The following is a 13,344-nucleotide window of genomic DNA, read 5'->3' as shown; positions in this document are numbered from 1 at the left end:
GATTTAATCCATGCAATATAAAGACCTCCGGGATTTCATCGCGCAACTGGAAGCAATGGGTGAACTCAAGCGCATTCAAACGGAAATTGATCCGGCGCTGGAGATGACGGAAATCTGCGACCGTATCCTGAAAGCGCAAGGCCCGGCGGTTTTGTTTGAGCACCCCAAAGGGCACAGCATGCCGGTGCTCGGCAATCTGTTTGGCACACCGAAACGGGTGGCGCTGGGTATGGGGCAGGAATCGGTCGAAGCGCTGCGCGAGGTTGGTAAATTATTGGCGTACCTGAAAGAACCCGATCCGCCGAAGGGATTGAAAGATGCCTGGGATAAATTGCCGCTATTGAAGCAAGTATTGAATATGGCGCCGAAAGAATTGAGCAGCGCGCCGTGTCAGGAAATCGTGTGGGAAGGCAACGATGTCGATCTGAGCCGCATACCGATTCAAACCTGCTGGCCGGGCGATGTCGCGCCACTGATCACCTGGGGTTTGACGGTGACACGCGGACCGAACAAAACCCGGCAGAATCTAGGTATTTACCGCCAGCAAGTCATCGGCCCGAATAAAGTCATTATGCGCTGGCTGGCGCATCGCGGCGGGGCGCTGGATTTCCGTGAATTCAGCTTGCTGAATCCGGGCAAACCGTATCCGCTGGCAGTCGCTTTGGGCGCCGACCCAGCGACCATACTCGGTGCCGTGACACCGGTGCCGGATACATTGAGCGAATACCAGTTCGCCGGACTACTGCGTGGTGCCAAAACCGAAGTGGTGAAATGCATCGGCAATGACCTGCAAGTTCCGGCGAGTGCAGAAATCGTGCTCGAAGGCGCGATTCATCCCGGCGAAACCGCATTGGAAGGACCATATGGCGATCACACGGGTTATTACAACGAACAGGAAACTTTCCCGGTTTTTACCATCGATCGCATCACCATGCGGCGCAATCCGATTTATCACTCCACCTATACCGGCAAACCGCCGGATGAACCGGCGATTCTTGGCGTGGCGTTGAACGAAGTATTCGTGCCTTTACTGCAAAAACAATTCCCGGAAATTACCGATTTTTACCTGCCGCCGGAAGGGTGTTCGTACCGCATGGCGGTGGTCAGTATGAAGAAGCAATATGCCGGACACAGCAAACGCGTGATGTTCGGTATCTGGAGTTTTTTGCGTCAGTTCATGTACACCAAGTTTATCATCGTCACCGACGACGACATCAACGTGCGTGACTGGAAGGAAGTGATTTGGGCGATTACTACGCGCGTCGATCCGGTGCGCGATACCTTGCTGGTGGAAAACACACCGATCGACTACCTCGATTTCGCCAGTCCGATTTCCGGATTGGGCGGTAAGATGGGATTGGATGCGACCAACAAATTCCCGGGCGAGACGAATCGGGAATGGGGCACGCCGATTGCGATGGATAATGCAGTTAAGCAGCGGGTCGAGGCTATTTGGCAGAATCTGGGAATTTAATTTCATGCGCGAAATTGGGCATACCATTCTGCTATTAACCATGAGCAATGTGTTTATGACCTTTGCCTGGTACGCACATTTGAAGGAATTGAATCACAAACCGTGGATTATCGCCGCGCTGGTCAGCTGGAGCATTGCTTTTTTCGAATATATGCTGCAAGTTCCGGCCAACCGGATCGGTTACACGGTATTGTCGGTCGCGCAGCTCAAAATTTTGCAGGAGGTCATCACGTTGACCGTGTTTGTGCCATTTGCATTGTTTTATTTGAAAGAACCGCTGAAGCTGGATTATCTCTGGGCCGCATTATGCATGGTAGGCGCGATTTATTTCATGTTCCGCGCACGCTGATCGGGTTTCGATGTTTTGAACATTTTAAAATCCCTGTTTTTCGATAGAACATCGACTGCGAGAAATAGTACAATGTTGAGTTATTGGGATAAATAAGCCGGTAAGATTTTGCGATGAATCCGGCAGACCGGTAATCAAGGATTGCGAATAATTGAATCAGACAGACAGGCACTGCACACTAAATCCAGAATGAAGTTACCTATTATCCCGAGTATATTTATCCTGGCGTTAGTGCTCACTTTACCGCTCAACAGTTGGGGCAGTTGCGTCGTTCCCAGAATCGAAGGTGAGAGTGAGATCGAATATAAACCGATCGTCAAACCGCAAAAGAAACCAGTATTCATCGAGGCTGATCGAATTACCGGTTATTACAAGCAAGAAGTCGAAGCAACCGGAAATGCGGTTCTGCAACAAGGTGACAATACTCTTAAGGCTGATCGTGTGAAATATTACGAGCAGACCGAAGATGCCGAAGTTGAAGGAAATATCCACCTGGAAAGACCTAAGGATATTCTGCAAGGCAAGAAACTCGAACTCAATATGAAAACCGAAGTCGGTCAATTGACCGAACCGCGCTATTCCATGAAGCAAGGAAAAGGACGCGGCGCTGGCGATATTTTGTATTTTGAAGGCAAAGATCACTACCGGATTAAAGAGACCAACTACACTACCTGCCCGCCCAAAAAAAGGGATTGGTATCTGCGCGCGACAGAGCTGGAAATCGACAACAACCAAGAAGTGGCTACCGCGAAGCATGTCAGTATTGTGTTTAAAGATGTGCCGATTTTATATTCACCGTGGGTCAATTTCTCCTACAGCGGCCGTCGTAAAAGCGGATTACTGGCACCTGTTGCGGGCTACAACGCCAAAACCGGCTTCGATATGGGGTTGCCGATTTATTTGAATATCGCACCCAATATCGATGCGACCATAACACCGCGGATTATGACGATGCGTGGTTTTTTGTTAAGCAACGAGCTGCGCTATCTCGGCAATAACAACATGAACGGTCATTTGCTGTTCGATATCCTGCCGATGGACATTAATACCGATCGAACCCGCTGGGGCGTTTTATACACACATTCGCAAAACATCGGCCGGGGCTGGCAAGGTTTTATGAATTATAACGAGGTATCCGACGACCGGTACTTTCGTGAGCTTACCCCTAACCTGGCCCAGACCAGCTTGACCAACTTGTCGCAACAAGCCGGCGTTTCATACACTGGCAGATTAGGTAAGGACGGCGCATTGCAATTCACCGGATTTGCACAGCGCTTTCAGACCCTCCAGGATCCATTGGCACGGTTTGTTTCTCCCTACGAGCGATTACCGCATTTTGCTTTGAATGCCGTCAAATATAATGTCGGCAAAATGGATTTCGAGATGAAAAGCAGCTGGACGAATTTTTATCATCCGACGCTCACCGATGGCAATCGTCTTGTTTTTTATCCCAGTGTCAGTGTTCCGTTGCGCAATGAGTTCGGCTATATCACGCCCAAATTCGGGTTGCACTATACCCACTATAATCTTGATTCAGCGCCGGTCGAAGGTAAAAGCAACAACCTTGACCGTACCGTGCCGATTTTCAGCTGGGATAGCGGCATTGCATTTGATCGTCAAGTAAAGCTATGGGATACAAAATTTATTCAGACGCTGGAACCGCGCTTGTTCTATGTTTACGCGCCTTACCGGAATCAGAGCTACTTGCCTAATTTTGACTCCGCCGTCAATGACTTCAGCTTTGCGCAAATACTGACCGAAAACCGTTTCAGCGGCGGTGACCGTATCAACGATGCCAACCGCGTCGTAACTGCGTTGACATCGCGATTCGTGGAGCAGGAGACAGGGATCGAACGATTGCGCCTTGCCGTTGGACAGCAATTCAACTTTAACGACCCTAGAGTTCTATTGCTTCCGCCTCAAGTCACCAGCGGCCGGTCGGACTTCATTGCCGCGATATCCGGGCGTCTGACACCAACCATCAGTGCCGACTCGAATGTCCAGATGGACGAATCCAAATTATGGATTGAAAAGGTTCGCACCGGTATCAGCTACCAGCCGGAAGCCGGAAAGGTGCTCAATCTGGGTTACCGGTTTACCCGCGGTGTATTGGAGCAAGTGGATACTTCGATGCAATGGCCGCTGGGCGGAAATTGGCATGGCGTTACCCGGGTCAATTATTCATTGCTGGATGATAAAATTCTGGCCGGTTTGGCCGGTTTTGAATATAACTCGTGCTGCTGGGCCTTACGGGTTGTACTGCAACGGTTGACGACCGCGACACAAACGACCACCACCGCATTTTTTGTGCAACTTGAGTTAAAAGGGTTAATGGGACTTGGCAATAACCCGTTGCAGGTACTGCAACAAAGCATTCCCGGCTATACCAGCGTTCATTAAGCGTTGATTTTTCCTATCGCATTTATCCAGTGTTGTCATTTTATGCATAAAAGCAATTATTTTTGCATTCCCTTGCTGCTTACCGTATTGCTATCGGCATCCGTTGCCGCGCAGGAGCCGATGTTTGTCCCGGCGGCCAGAGCCATCGATCATATCGTCGCCGTGGTGAACGAAGATGTCATTACGCGCCAGGAGCTTGACGATGCGGTTAAAACAGCGGTTGGCCGTCTGCAGCAGCAAGGTGTGCAATTACCGGATCAACGTAGCCTGGAGAATCAGGTGCTGGAATCGGTCGTCATGAAACATATCCAATTGCAGCATGCCAAGGAAGTTGGCCTAGCGGTTGGTGAAAGCGAACTGGACGAGACCATACAACGGATTGCAGCCGACAATAAATTATCCTTGCCGGAATTTCATGCGGTATTGGAAAAAGACGGCATCAGTTACAACAAATTCCGCGATGAAATCCGCGATGAAATGATCATGGCGCGGCTAAAGGAACGGGAAGTGAAGCATCAAGTGAATGTGACCGAAGGGGAGGTGGATAATTACCTCCAAACGCAGAAATCCACTTCCGAAGGCCAAGACGAATACCGCCTTGCGCATATTTTGATTCTGGTGCCGGAAAATACCGCGCCGAGTCAGATTCAACAACGGGCGGAGCGGGCGAAATTGGCTTCCGATAAGCTTCAACAGGGCGTGGAATTTTCCCAGGTCGCTGCTGAATTTTCCGATGCGGCCGACGCCAAGACCGGCGGCATCATTGAATGGCGCCCAGTCACGCAAATGGGCCCAACTTTCGCCGAGCTGCTGGAACCGCTGCAACCCGGCGATGTGACACCGGTGGTGCAAAGCCCCAGCGGTTTTCACATTTTCAAGCTGCTCGGCAGACGCGCTCAGGAAACACCGACCGTCATCATTGACCAAACGCATGCGCGCCATGTATTGATTAAAATTAATGAACTGACTTCGGAAAGCGATGGCAAGCAAAAGATTCTTCAGATTAAGGAGCGGCTAGATAAAGGAGAAAACTTCGAAGAAGTTGCGAAACTGTATTCCGAAGATACCAGCGCTTCTTCCGGCGGCGACCTGGGCTGGCTCTCGCCGGGCGATACCGTGCCAGATTTTGAGCGAGCGATGAATGCGCTGCTGCCGGGACAGATCAGCGATCCGGTCCGGTCGCAATTCGGCTGGCATTTAATCCAAGTGCTGGAACGCCGTTCGCAGGATATCAGCCTGGACCGGCGCCGTCAGACTGCAAGGCAAGCGATCCGCTCACGCAAAGCCGATGTCGTGGTGCAAGAATGGTTGCGGCAGCTGCGTGATCAAGCGTATGTGGAATACCGTTTGGACGATGATCATGAACACTAAAATTATTCCCTCACTCGTACTGACACCCGGCGAACCGGCGGGAATCGGCCCCGACTTATGCGTGCAAATCGCGCAACAACCGTTATCGTGCCGCTTGGTTGCTATTGCAGATGGCGAATTGCTGATGGCGCGCGCGCGGCAGTTGCAGCTTCCGCTGAAACTGATTGATGCCGCCGCAACGCCATCAGCGCGGCATGAAGCGGGTAGCTTGCAGTTGATGCATGTGCCATTGGCGCAAGCAGCGGTTCCGGGCACATTGAATCCGGCGAATGCGCAGTATGTGCTCGAAACACTCCGCCTTGCAGTTGCCGCCTGCCAATCCGGTCAGTTTGACGGCATGGTGACCGCTCCCGTGCATAAGGGTGTGATCAACGATGCCGGCATTCCATTCACCGGACATACCGAATATTTATCCGAATTGCTGCATAGCCCCGTCGTTATGATGCTGGCGGGCGGGAATATGCGAGTAACGCTGGCAACCACGCATTTACCGCTGAAAGATGTGGCCGCGGCCATCACGGCGGATAGAATCGAAAGCAAACTGCGCATCATTCAACGCGATCTAATCACGCGCTTTATGTTGGAAAATCCGCGAATTGCCGTTGCTGGGCTTAATCCGCATGCCGGTGAATCGGGACATCTAGGCCGGGAAGAAATTGATGTCATCATTCCGGTACTGGATAAATTACGTGCCGAAGGCATGCAGCTAACCGGTCCGGTACCGGCGGATACCTTGTTCAACCCGGCGCAACTGAAGCAGTTCGATTGTATTTTCACCATGTATCACGATCAGGGCTTGCCAGTTCTGAAACATGCCAGTTTTGGCGGCGGCGTGAATATCACCCTGGGATTACCCATTATTCGCACATCGGTCGATCACGGTACCGCATTGGAACTGGCTGGAACAGGAAAGGCGAATCCCGGCAGTTTGCTGACAGCGATTGAAATGGCTGTGCAGCTAACAAAGAACCAAACCCAATTTCTCCGTCATGCATCATAATCCACGCAAGCGATTTGGCCAGAATTTCCTGGTCGATCAGCATATTATTGCGCAAATCGTTGCTGAAATTTATCCGCAGAAGAGCGACCGGATTATTGAAATCGGACCGGGACTGGGCGCACTGACACGCCCTTTGTTGCAGGCTCTGGATCACTTGCACGTGATCGAAATTGACCGGGATATTGTGAGCAAGCTGAATCAAGCGTTTGCACAGGAAGAATTAACCATCCATGCCGCTGATGCGCTGAAGTTCGATTTCTCCGCGCTGGGCAGCAAACTGCGCATTGTCGGCAATCTGCCTTATAACATTTCAACGCCGTTACTGTTTCATCTGAGTCAATTCTCAGAACATATCCTGGATATGCATTTTATGCTGCAAAAGGAAGTTGTTGATCGCATGGTCGGTTCGCCCTCCACAGCCGATTACGGACGGCTCTCCGTCATGTTGCAATACCGTTTCGATATGGAATATGTTTTCAGTGTTCCAGCGGAATCATTCCGCCCCGTACCCAAAGTTGAATCGGCTATTGTTCGCATGACGCCGCGCGATTCATCCTCGCGCATCGTTAAGGACGAAGCATTATTCGCACAAATTGTCACCGCAGCATTTTCACAGCGCCGCAAAACGCTTCGCAACACACTACAACAACATTTAACATCCAGTGATTTCAGTACGTTGGGAATCGATCCGGGGTTGCGCGCCGAGAATTTGTCAGTGGAGGAATTTGCCGCGATCGCAAATTTCTTAGCCTGACGATTGGTATTGCATGCTTGCTGATTCAACGGCAGGCAGTTCAGCTGCGCGCCGCTTCAAAGCACCGCGGGTTTATTGGGAAGCTCATTGGTATCTTTCTCCGGATCAAATGGAAAATATTTTTGCAACTGCATACCAACAGCATGAATACCTGCGATGACGCCAGCTTCGAATTGCCGTTGCCGGAATGCCGATTCCATCATCCGGCAAATAGCCTGCCATTCCTGATCCGGGACCTTGGCATGAATACCCCGGTCGGCGATGATTTCCACTGTGCGATCGGCTAATAGCAAATAAATCAGCACACCATTATTGTGTTCCGTATCCCAGACCCGCATTTGTGAGAATACCTCAATCGCACGTTCCCGGGCAGTCTGGTTTTTGAGTAGCGGCAGCGTATTCAACGCCGCTTCCACGGCAAAACAAATTTCACCGCCATGTGTCATTTCCGATTGCACAATCGCTTGTTCGATCGCTGCAAGCGACACGGCCGGAAATGTGCGGCGTTGTGTCAATTGTCCGGTTAATAAATGGCGCAGGATTCGAGCAAAATTCATTTACCACCTCCCCGACGCACCACCGCCGCCAAAACCGCCGCCTCCGCCACCAAAGCCACCACCACCGAAACCGCCACGATCAAAGCCGCCGTGCCGGTAACTGCGATCTGACCAGCCACCACGCCCGGTTCGATAAATTCCTCCACCGCTATTCAAAAAGAGATTGATAAAAAATGCCGTGATCGCTATTAGAATGGCAACCGTCAACGACGCAAAAGACAGCCATCCGATGATTCCCACGCCAATACCAGTGACCATTGCGCCGGCAAGGCGGCCGAGCATAACTTGTAACATTCTTCCCAGTATCATCGCTCCGATCAGGAGGGAAACAAAATTCTCAACCGGAAAATGTTCACCCGCAGCGCTATTAGTGTTTCGGGAGTTTTTAGGAGGCGGCAACGGTTCGCCTTGAATCAGATGGATGATGGCATCGATTCCGGCATCAATGCCATTGGCAAAATGCCCCAGTTTGAAATGCGGCGTCATAATATCCGCGACAATGCGTTTAGCCATCGCGTCCGGTACTGCGCCTTCCAATCCATAGCCAACTTCGATGCGCAAGGCGTGATCGTTCTTGGCGATGAGCAATAAAATGCCATCGTCTATGCCTTTACGCCCCAATTGCCACGCTTCCGCCACGCGTATGGAATATTGCTCGATGGTTTCAGGTTGCGTAGTCGGGATCATTAATACCGCAATCTGACTGCCTTTGGTTTTCTCAAAAGCCAGCAATTTCTGCTCCAGATGCACGACTTCACTGGCGGAGAGGGTTGCAGTCAAATCGTTGACATGTGCTTTGAGCGGAGGAATGGCAACATCGGCCATAGCGAGCATAGCGCTAAACAACATGGCTATGAGCAACCCTACTGTTATTCCCGGCCGGATCATTCTGGTGAGTATCATAGTGACTTATTTTGCCGCTGGTGCGGGCGCAGCGAAATCCACTTGGGGCGCAGCCGATATTTCTTGCTCATTTTCCACGGTAAAGCTGGGTTTGGTTTGAAAACCGAACACCATTGCCGTGAGATTGCTGGGGAAAGAACGCACCACGATATTGTATTCCTGCACCGCCTTGATATACCGATTGCGCGCCACGGTAATGCGATTCTCGGTACCTTCCAGCTGTGCCTGTAAATCGCGGAAATTCGCATCCGACTTTAACTCGGGATAGTTCTCAGTGACGACCAGTAATCGAGAAAGTGCACTCGATAATTCACCCTGTGCGTTCTGGAATTTGGCGAAAGCTTCGGGATTATTAAGCAACTCCGGGCTGGCTTGAATACCGCCGACTCTGGAGCGAGCCGTCGTAACGCCTAACAGCACATCCTTTTCTTGCGCGGCAAACCCCTTAACCGTATTGACCAGATTAGGCACCAAGTCAGCGCGGCGCTTATATTGATTCAAAACTTCCGCCCAGCTGGCTTTAATTTGTTCATCCGTGGCTTGCAATGTATTGTAACCACAGCCGCTTAAAGAAAGCGCATAGAGAATTGCCGTGAGCGATAGAAAAGCGCGCATATCCTGCTCCCATGAAATTGAAATTATCTTATACATGGAGATGAATGTAGCAATTACAATCTTTATTGTGTTTAACAAAGATGTCGTGTGGCCGGTATTTTTAGTTTAAGTGCTTTGGCTTACGGCATTCCGGGTAATATCGGGAAAACGGCACCTGGCAACCCTGATCATCGATCTCTAAACAACGACAAAGAAGCACTAGTTTCCAGTAAACCATCTTCCGATGAAGAAAGTAACTCATCATCCCACGACTCTGATGATAGATGATCAAATTACGATGCACATATTACCGTGAACATAAATGCTGCATGGAATGGCAAATTCGTATTAAAAGGGCACTCTTTGGATTATACCGATGTACACAATATGTGCATCGGAGTGATTCTCCAGCAGCATCTGTTCCAGAGCCAAAAATATATACCATGCTGTTTGCATGAAATCTAGCTTGTTGAGTTTTATCGTGCGCCGGAAGAAAAATAACCTGAACGATTAAATTTGATTGAGTCTGGTATAAACCAAGCCCACTTCATGAGCGGGCTTGGTTTTAATTGGATTCTGGTCGGTGCATGTGCACTATTGATCAAAAATCCATTAAATTACGAAGGCAATCAAGTATGCCGGAAGAATCGGAGCGGTGGCAAAAGAAAAAAATACTGGCTATAAACGCAGTAATCGATAAAGCGAGGACTGCCATGGAAAGCATCAAGCCTTTCTGATCGTATTTAGCCTTGATCACTTTTGCAATATCGTCATACGAGGGTTCAGATAGTTCGATTTTTTCTTCTGGGATATTCAGCGGTTCATTACTAGATTTTGGATTTACTTTCGGTTCGGTTTTTTTGATAGTGTCCGCAGCGGCCTGAGCTTTCTCAACCACGGGTGGTGTTGATTCTTGCGCGACAGTACTAGTTGCGGGCGAGTGTGCTTCCTGATTCTTTCTTTCCTGGTTGTTGAGTAAAATAATGTAATGAAATACGTCGGTTATCATACCCATTCGTTGGGTAGCTTCATACACATCCTGAGCATCAACCATGGTTTTATTGCGTTCATACGTAACATTGAGCGATCGATCACAGAGTGAATTGATGGTCCGTGGCGTTCCTCCGGAACCGAACGCGATCGTGAGTGCTTCCCATCCGGTATCTGAAATCAGCTCAGGTGTTCCTCCTGCTACATGAATGCGATGTTTGATGTACTGTAACACCCGGTCGACATTCATCTTTCCCAATGTTTCCAGCGCAGCGATCCGCTGTTTAAAGGGCGCCATCTCAGGCCGGTTGATTTTTTCCATCAGCTCTTCCTGACCAAGAAGCAATAGCTGAATGAGTTTGGTTGATCCTTCTTCAAGATTGTTGAGTAAGCGAATACCGTTGATCACATCTTCCGTCATCAGATGGGATTCATCCATAATGACTAAGCACTTTTTCCCTTCCGCATTGATTCTTAGTAATGCATTCCGGATATCCCGCATGACGAAGGTTTTTTCCGCCGAAGTCGGCTGCACTCCAAGCTCTTGCGCTAGAAATAAGTAAAGATCCGAGCTATTTGCGGGTGGTTCAGCCATCCAGATGAGTTTGATATTTTCAGGAAAATCAGACTTTATCATTTGACTCAATGTTGTTTTTCCGGATCCGATCGGACCGGTGACAACAATCAAGCCACGTCCACTGAGCAGTGAACCGGATATTTGCTTACGAATCCGGGCATGATCTCCATGATCATAAAAAAATAATGGATCCGGTACATTCTCGAATGGAAGTCGGTTGAGGTTAAAGTGCTGCGAATACATATGCATTAATTAGCTCCCTCTTGCGGCAAAAGTTTTACTTCAACTCTGCGGTTTTTGGCTCTACCTTCCTCGGTATTATTGGAAGTTATCGGTTGTGTGTCACCGTAACCGGTAACCGATATCCGATCTTTCGGTATGCCGTGTAAAACCAATATATTGGCAATCGCCTTTGCGCGGCGCAAAGATAAATCCATATTGTCGCTGCCGGATTTACCAGTCGGTATATTGTCGGTATGGCCTTCGATGAGAATACGGCTATTTGGAAATGCGGATATTTCCTGCACTAGATTTTCAATCGCGGAATAGGCAACATCTTGTATTACATCCTGGCCGGAACGGAATGTCTTACCGCCGAATACTGTCACGGTGCGCGATTGCGTATCCGGATTGATTGTTTTAATACCGTCTATTTTATTTTCTGCTATCGCCACTTTACTCTCAAGCTGCGTGATGACTTCTTGCATTTCTGTAGCGAAAGCCTTATCGGCTTCCGAATCACCATCGGGTTGGATCGAAGTATCCGCTGCCGCAGGGGGCGCTGCAACTGGAGGCGCCGGTATGGGTGGCGGTGTAAATACCGTATCGGATTGATTATTTAAATAAGAATAAGCAGCTGTGTAACTCTGGAAATTCATGGCCTTATACGTAATAAAAGCCGATAAGGAAAAAAATATCACAGACAATCCAATGATAATTGAACGCATAGGGAAATACTCGTTATATTGATTTTTAATGTGTTGCTGATGCTAGCGAATGTTAACGGATATAAGCTGCAATATTTTAGTGTACTGAAAGTTACTTTGCCCAGATGCTGTGGTTAAACCGGATAGAGAATGTTTCTTATACACGTGAATAGTGTGCAATTTCTTAGGGTTAATACATTACCTCTAATTTCATTGAATTGCACAAATTTTTTATTGCTTGATGTTATGTTTATCGCATAACTCTTTACAAAAGAATGCTATGTTAGCAGATATCAATAGCCGGAAATTTTTTCGGTTTGAATGGATGGACTCGAGAATACCACAGAAACAAACTCATTGTGTGCAATGAACCATTGAAAGGAGATGGATGTGAACCAGAAATCGGGCAGCAGTGTAATCGGTACAGACGAACAGATCATTTCCGGCACCAACGGGTGGTTGATGGTAGTGGTATTGCTACCTGCGATATTGTTCGCGGTTTTTTTAGTGGCCACGCCGGGTGGGCCAGTCAAATTAATGGGTGGCGCGGCGTTACTGGTGATTACGCTGTTCTGCTGCAAAGGATTATTCACGCTCGAACCCAACCGGGCAGCCGTCATGATTTTTTTCGGCAGTTATGCCGGAACGGTTAATGCGAGCGGTTTTTTCTGGGTGAATCCGTTTTATAACCGGACTCGCGTGTCCCTACGGATCAATAATTGGAATACACCGGTGCTTAAGGTCAATGACGAGCGTGGCAGTCCGATTGAAATTGCCGCCGTGATTGCCTGGCGGGTGCAGGATACCGCCAGAGCTGTGTTCGATGTTGAAAGCACATTGAATTATTTGCAAATCCAAAGTGAATCCGCCGTGCGTCAAGTGGCCAGTAGTCACGCCTATGACGCTGCCGAAGGAGGGAAGCGCAAGAGCTTGCGTACCGATCTGGATGCCATTGCAGCGCTGTTGCGGGATTCTATACAGCAACACGTCGAAGTGGCGGGCATTGTGATAGAAGAAGCCAAAATTGCCCATCTGGCTTATGCGCCGGAAATCGCCAATGCCATGCTACGGCGCCAGCAAGCGGAAGCGGTGGTACAGGCGCGTCAAAAGCTTGTCGATGGGGCGGTCGGTATGGTCGAAGTGGCATTGAAGAATCTGGAAGATAAAAAAATCGTTACGCTGACATCCGATCAACGCGCAGTGCTGGTTACCAACATGATGACCGTATTGTTATCCGAATCGGGCGCGCAGCCGGTGATTCAGATGGCGCAATCGACACAATAGTGGCCATCAACTGCTGCAAGTAAAATCAAACCTGCAATCCGGGAGTCGTTGCGGTAAGTGCTTTTTTTACCGTGAGAGTTAATGCGATTGATTAAAAGTTCAAATGAGATAAAGAATTAGGTAATGTCATTCACGTTTGACTTTAACTGGAGATATCGCTATATA

General features: G+C 49.1%; 12 protein-coding genes. 7 read left to right on the top strand and 5 right to left on the bottom strand.

Annotation, left to right across the window (positions count from 1 at the left end; translation table 11 throughout):
* Positions 1-10: 10 nt before the first annotated feature.
* The 6 genes from ubiD (at position 11) to rsmA (ending at position 7,348) form a co-directional block, all read left to right on the top strand.
* Positions 11-1,474 (top strand): 4-hydroxy-3-polyprenylbenzoate decarboxylase, encoded by a 1,464-nt coding sequence (gene ubiD / locus R2103_RS06850; protein WP_317530728.1) that lies wholly within the window; start codon positions 11-13, stop codon positions 1,472-1,474.
* Between the two features lie 4 nt (positions 1,475-1,478).
* Complete coding sequence (locus tag R2103_RS06845; protein WP_317530727.1) at positions 1,479-1,823, top strand: DMT family protein; 345 nt, start codon at positions 1,479-1,481, stop codon at positions 1,821-1,823.
* A gap of 189 nt (positions 1,824-2,012) precedes the next feature.
* Positions 2,013-4,223 carry an LPS-assembly protein LptD gene (locus R2103_RS06840; protein WP_317530726.1) on the top strand — a complete coding sequence of 737 codons (2,211 nt, stop codon included), beginning with the start codon at positions 2,013-2,015 and terminating at the stop codon, positions 4,221-4,223.
* 42 nt (positions 4,224-4,265) lie between these two features.
* The gene (locus tag R2103_RS06835) at positions 4,266-5,594 is read left to right on the top strand and encodes a peptidylprolyl isomerase (RefSeq protein WP_317530725.1); all 1,329 of its coding nucleotides are present in this window, start codon (positions 4,266-4,268) and stop codon (positions 5,592-5,594) included.
* A complete protein-coding gene (gene pdxA, locus R2103_RS06830) occupies positions 5,584-6,594 on the top strand; it encodes a 4-hydroxythreonine-4-phosphate dehydrogenase PdxA (protein WP_317530724.1) in 1,011 nt (336 codons plus the stop codon). The genes R2103_RS06835 and pdxA overlap by 11 nt, the downstream gene beginning before the upstream one ends.
* Complete coding sequence (gene rsmA, locus R2103_RS06825) at positions 6,584-7,348, top strand: 16S rRNA (adenine(1518)-N(6)/adenine(1519)-N(6))-dimethyltransferase RsmA (RefSeq protein WP_317530723.1); 765 nt, start codon at positions 6,584-6,586, stop codon at positions 7,346-7,348. Before pdxA ends, rsmA begins: the two co-directional genes overlap by 11 nt.
* 56 nt (positions 7,349-7,404) lie before the next feature.
* Here the strand turns inward: rsmA and R2103_RS06820 are convergent, their stop codons facing one another.
* The 5 genes from R2103_RS06820 to R2103_RS06800 form a co-directional block, all read right to left on the bottom strand.
* Positions 7,405-7,905 (bottom strand): TPM domain-containing protein, encoded by a 501-nt coding sequence (locus tag R2103_RS06820; RefSeq protein WP_317530722.1) that lies wholly within the window; start codon positions 7,903-7,905, stop codon positions 7,405-7,407.
* Positions 7,906-8,808 carry a YgcG family protein gene (locus tag R2103_RS06815; RefSeq protein WP_317530721.1) on the bottom strand — a complete coding sequence of 301 codons (903 nt, stop codon included), beginning with the start codon at positions 8,806-8,808 and terminating at the stop codon, positions 7,906-7,908.
* A 6-nt stretch (positions 8,809-8,814) separates the two neighbouring features.
* Complete coding sequence (locus R2103_RS06810; RefSeq protein WP_317530720.1) at positions 8,815-9,423, bottom strand: LemA family protein; 609 nt, start codon at positions 9,421-9,423, stop codon at positions 8,815-8,817.
* 580 nt (positions 9,424-10,003) lie between these two features.
* Positions 10,004-11,218 (bottom strand): ExeA family protein, encoded by a 1,215-nt coding sequence (locus R2103_RS06805; protein ID WP_317530719.1) that lies wholly within the window; start codon positions 11,216-11,218, stop codon positions 10,004-10,006.
* Complete coding sequence (locus R2103_RS06800; RefSeq protein WP_317530718.1) at positions 11,218-11,916, bottom strand: OmpA family protein; 699 nt, start codon at positions 11,914-11,916, stop codon at positions 11,218-11,220. The genes R2103_RS06805 and R2103_RS06800 overlap by 1 nt, the downstream gene beginning before the upstream one ends.
* Positions 11,917-12,285: 369 nt before the next feature.
* On the opposite strand from R2103_RS06800, the gene R2103_RS06795 reads away from it, so the two are divergent.
* The gene (locus R2103_RS06795; protein WP_317530717.1) at positions 12,286-13,179 is read left to right on the top strand and encodes an SPFH domain-containing protein; all 894 of its coding nucleotides are present in this window, start codon (positions 12,286-12,288) and stop codon (positions 13,177-13,179) included.
* The last annotated feature ends 165 nt before the right edge of the window (positions 13,180-13,344 follow it).

Origin of the sequence: Nitrosomonas sp. Is24 (assembly GCF_033063335.1) — a bacterium.
GTDB lineage: Bacteria > Pseudomonadota > Gammaproteobacteria > Burkholderiales > Nitrosomonadaceae > Nitrosomonas.
This window is presented reverse-complemented; position numbering and strand designations above follow the sequence as displayed.

Bases quoted from the DNA above. Each gene is read 5' to 3' on its own strand.
- R2103_RS06805 (WP_317530719.1), bottom strand. From the start codon at position 11,218: ATGCATATGTATTCGCAGCACTTTAACCTCAACCGACTTCCATTCGAG.
- R2103_RS06810 (WP_317530720.1), bottom strand. From the start codon at position 9,423: ATGCGCGCTTTTCTATCGCTCACGGCAATTCTCTATGCGCTTTCTTTA.
- R2103_RS06845 (WP_317530727.1), top strand. From the start codon at position 1,479: ATGCGCGAAATTGGGCATACCATTCTGCTATTAACCATGAGCAATGTG.
- R2103_RS06800 (WP_317530718.1), bottom strand. From the start codon at position 11,916: ATGCGTTCAATTATCATTGGATTGTCTGTGATATTTTTTTCCTTATCG.
- R2103_RS06820 (WP_317530722.1), bottom strand. From the start codon at position 7,905: ATGAATTTTGCTCGAATCCTGCGCCATTTATTAACCGGACAATTGACA.
- rsmA (WP_317530723.1), top strand. From the start codon at position 6,584: ATGCATCATAATCCACGCAAGCGATTTGGCCAGAATTTCCTGGTCGAT.
- R2103_RS06815 (WP_317530721.1), bottom strand. From the start codon at position 8,808: ATGATACTCACCAGAATGATCCGGCCGGGAATAACAGTAGGGTTGCTC.
- R2103_RS06840 (WP_317530726.1), top strand. From the start codon at position 2,013: ATGAAGTTACCTATTATCCCGAGTATATTTATCCTGGCGTTAGTGCTC.
- pdxA (WP_317530724.1), top strand. From the start codon at position 5,584: ATGAACACTAAAATTATTCCCTCACTCGTACTGACACCCGGCGAACCG.
- ubiD (WP_317530728.1), top strand. From the start codon at position 11: ATGCAATATAAAGACCTCCGGGATTTCATCGCGCAACTGGAAGCAATG.
- R2103_RS06835 (WP_317530725.1), top strand. From the start codon at position 4,266: ATGCATAAAAGCAATTATTTTTGCATTCCCTTGCTGCTTACCGTATTG.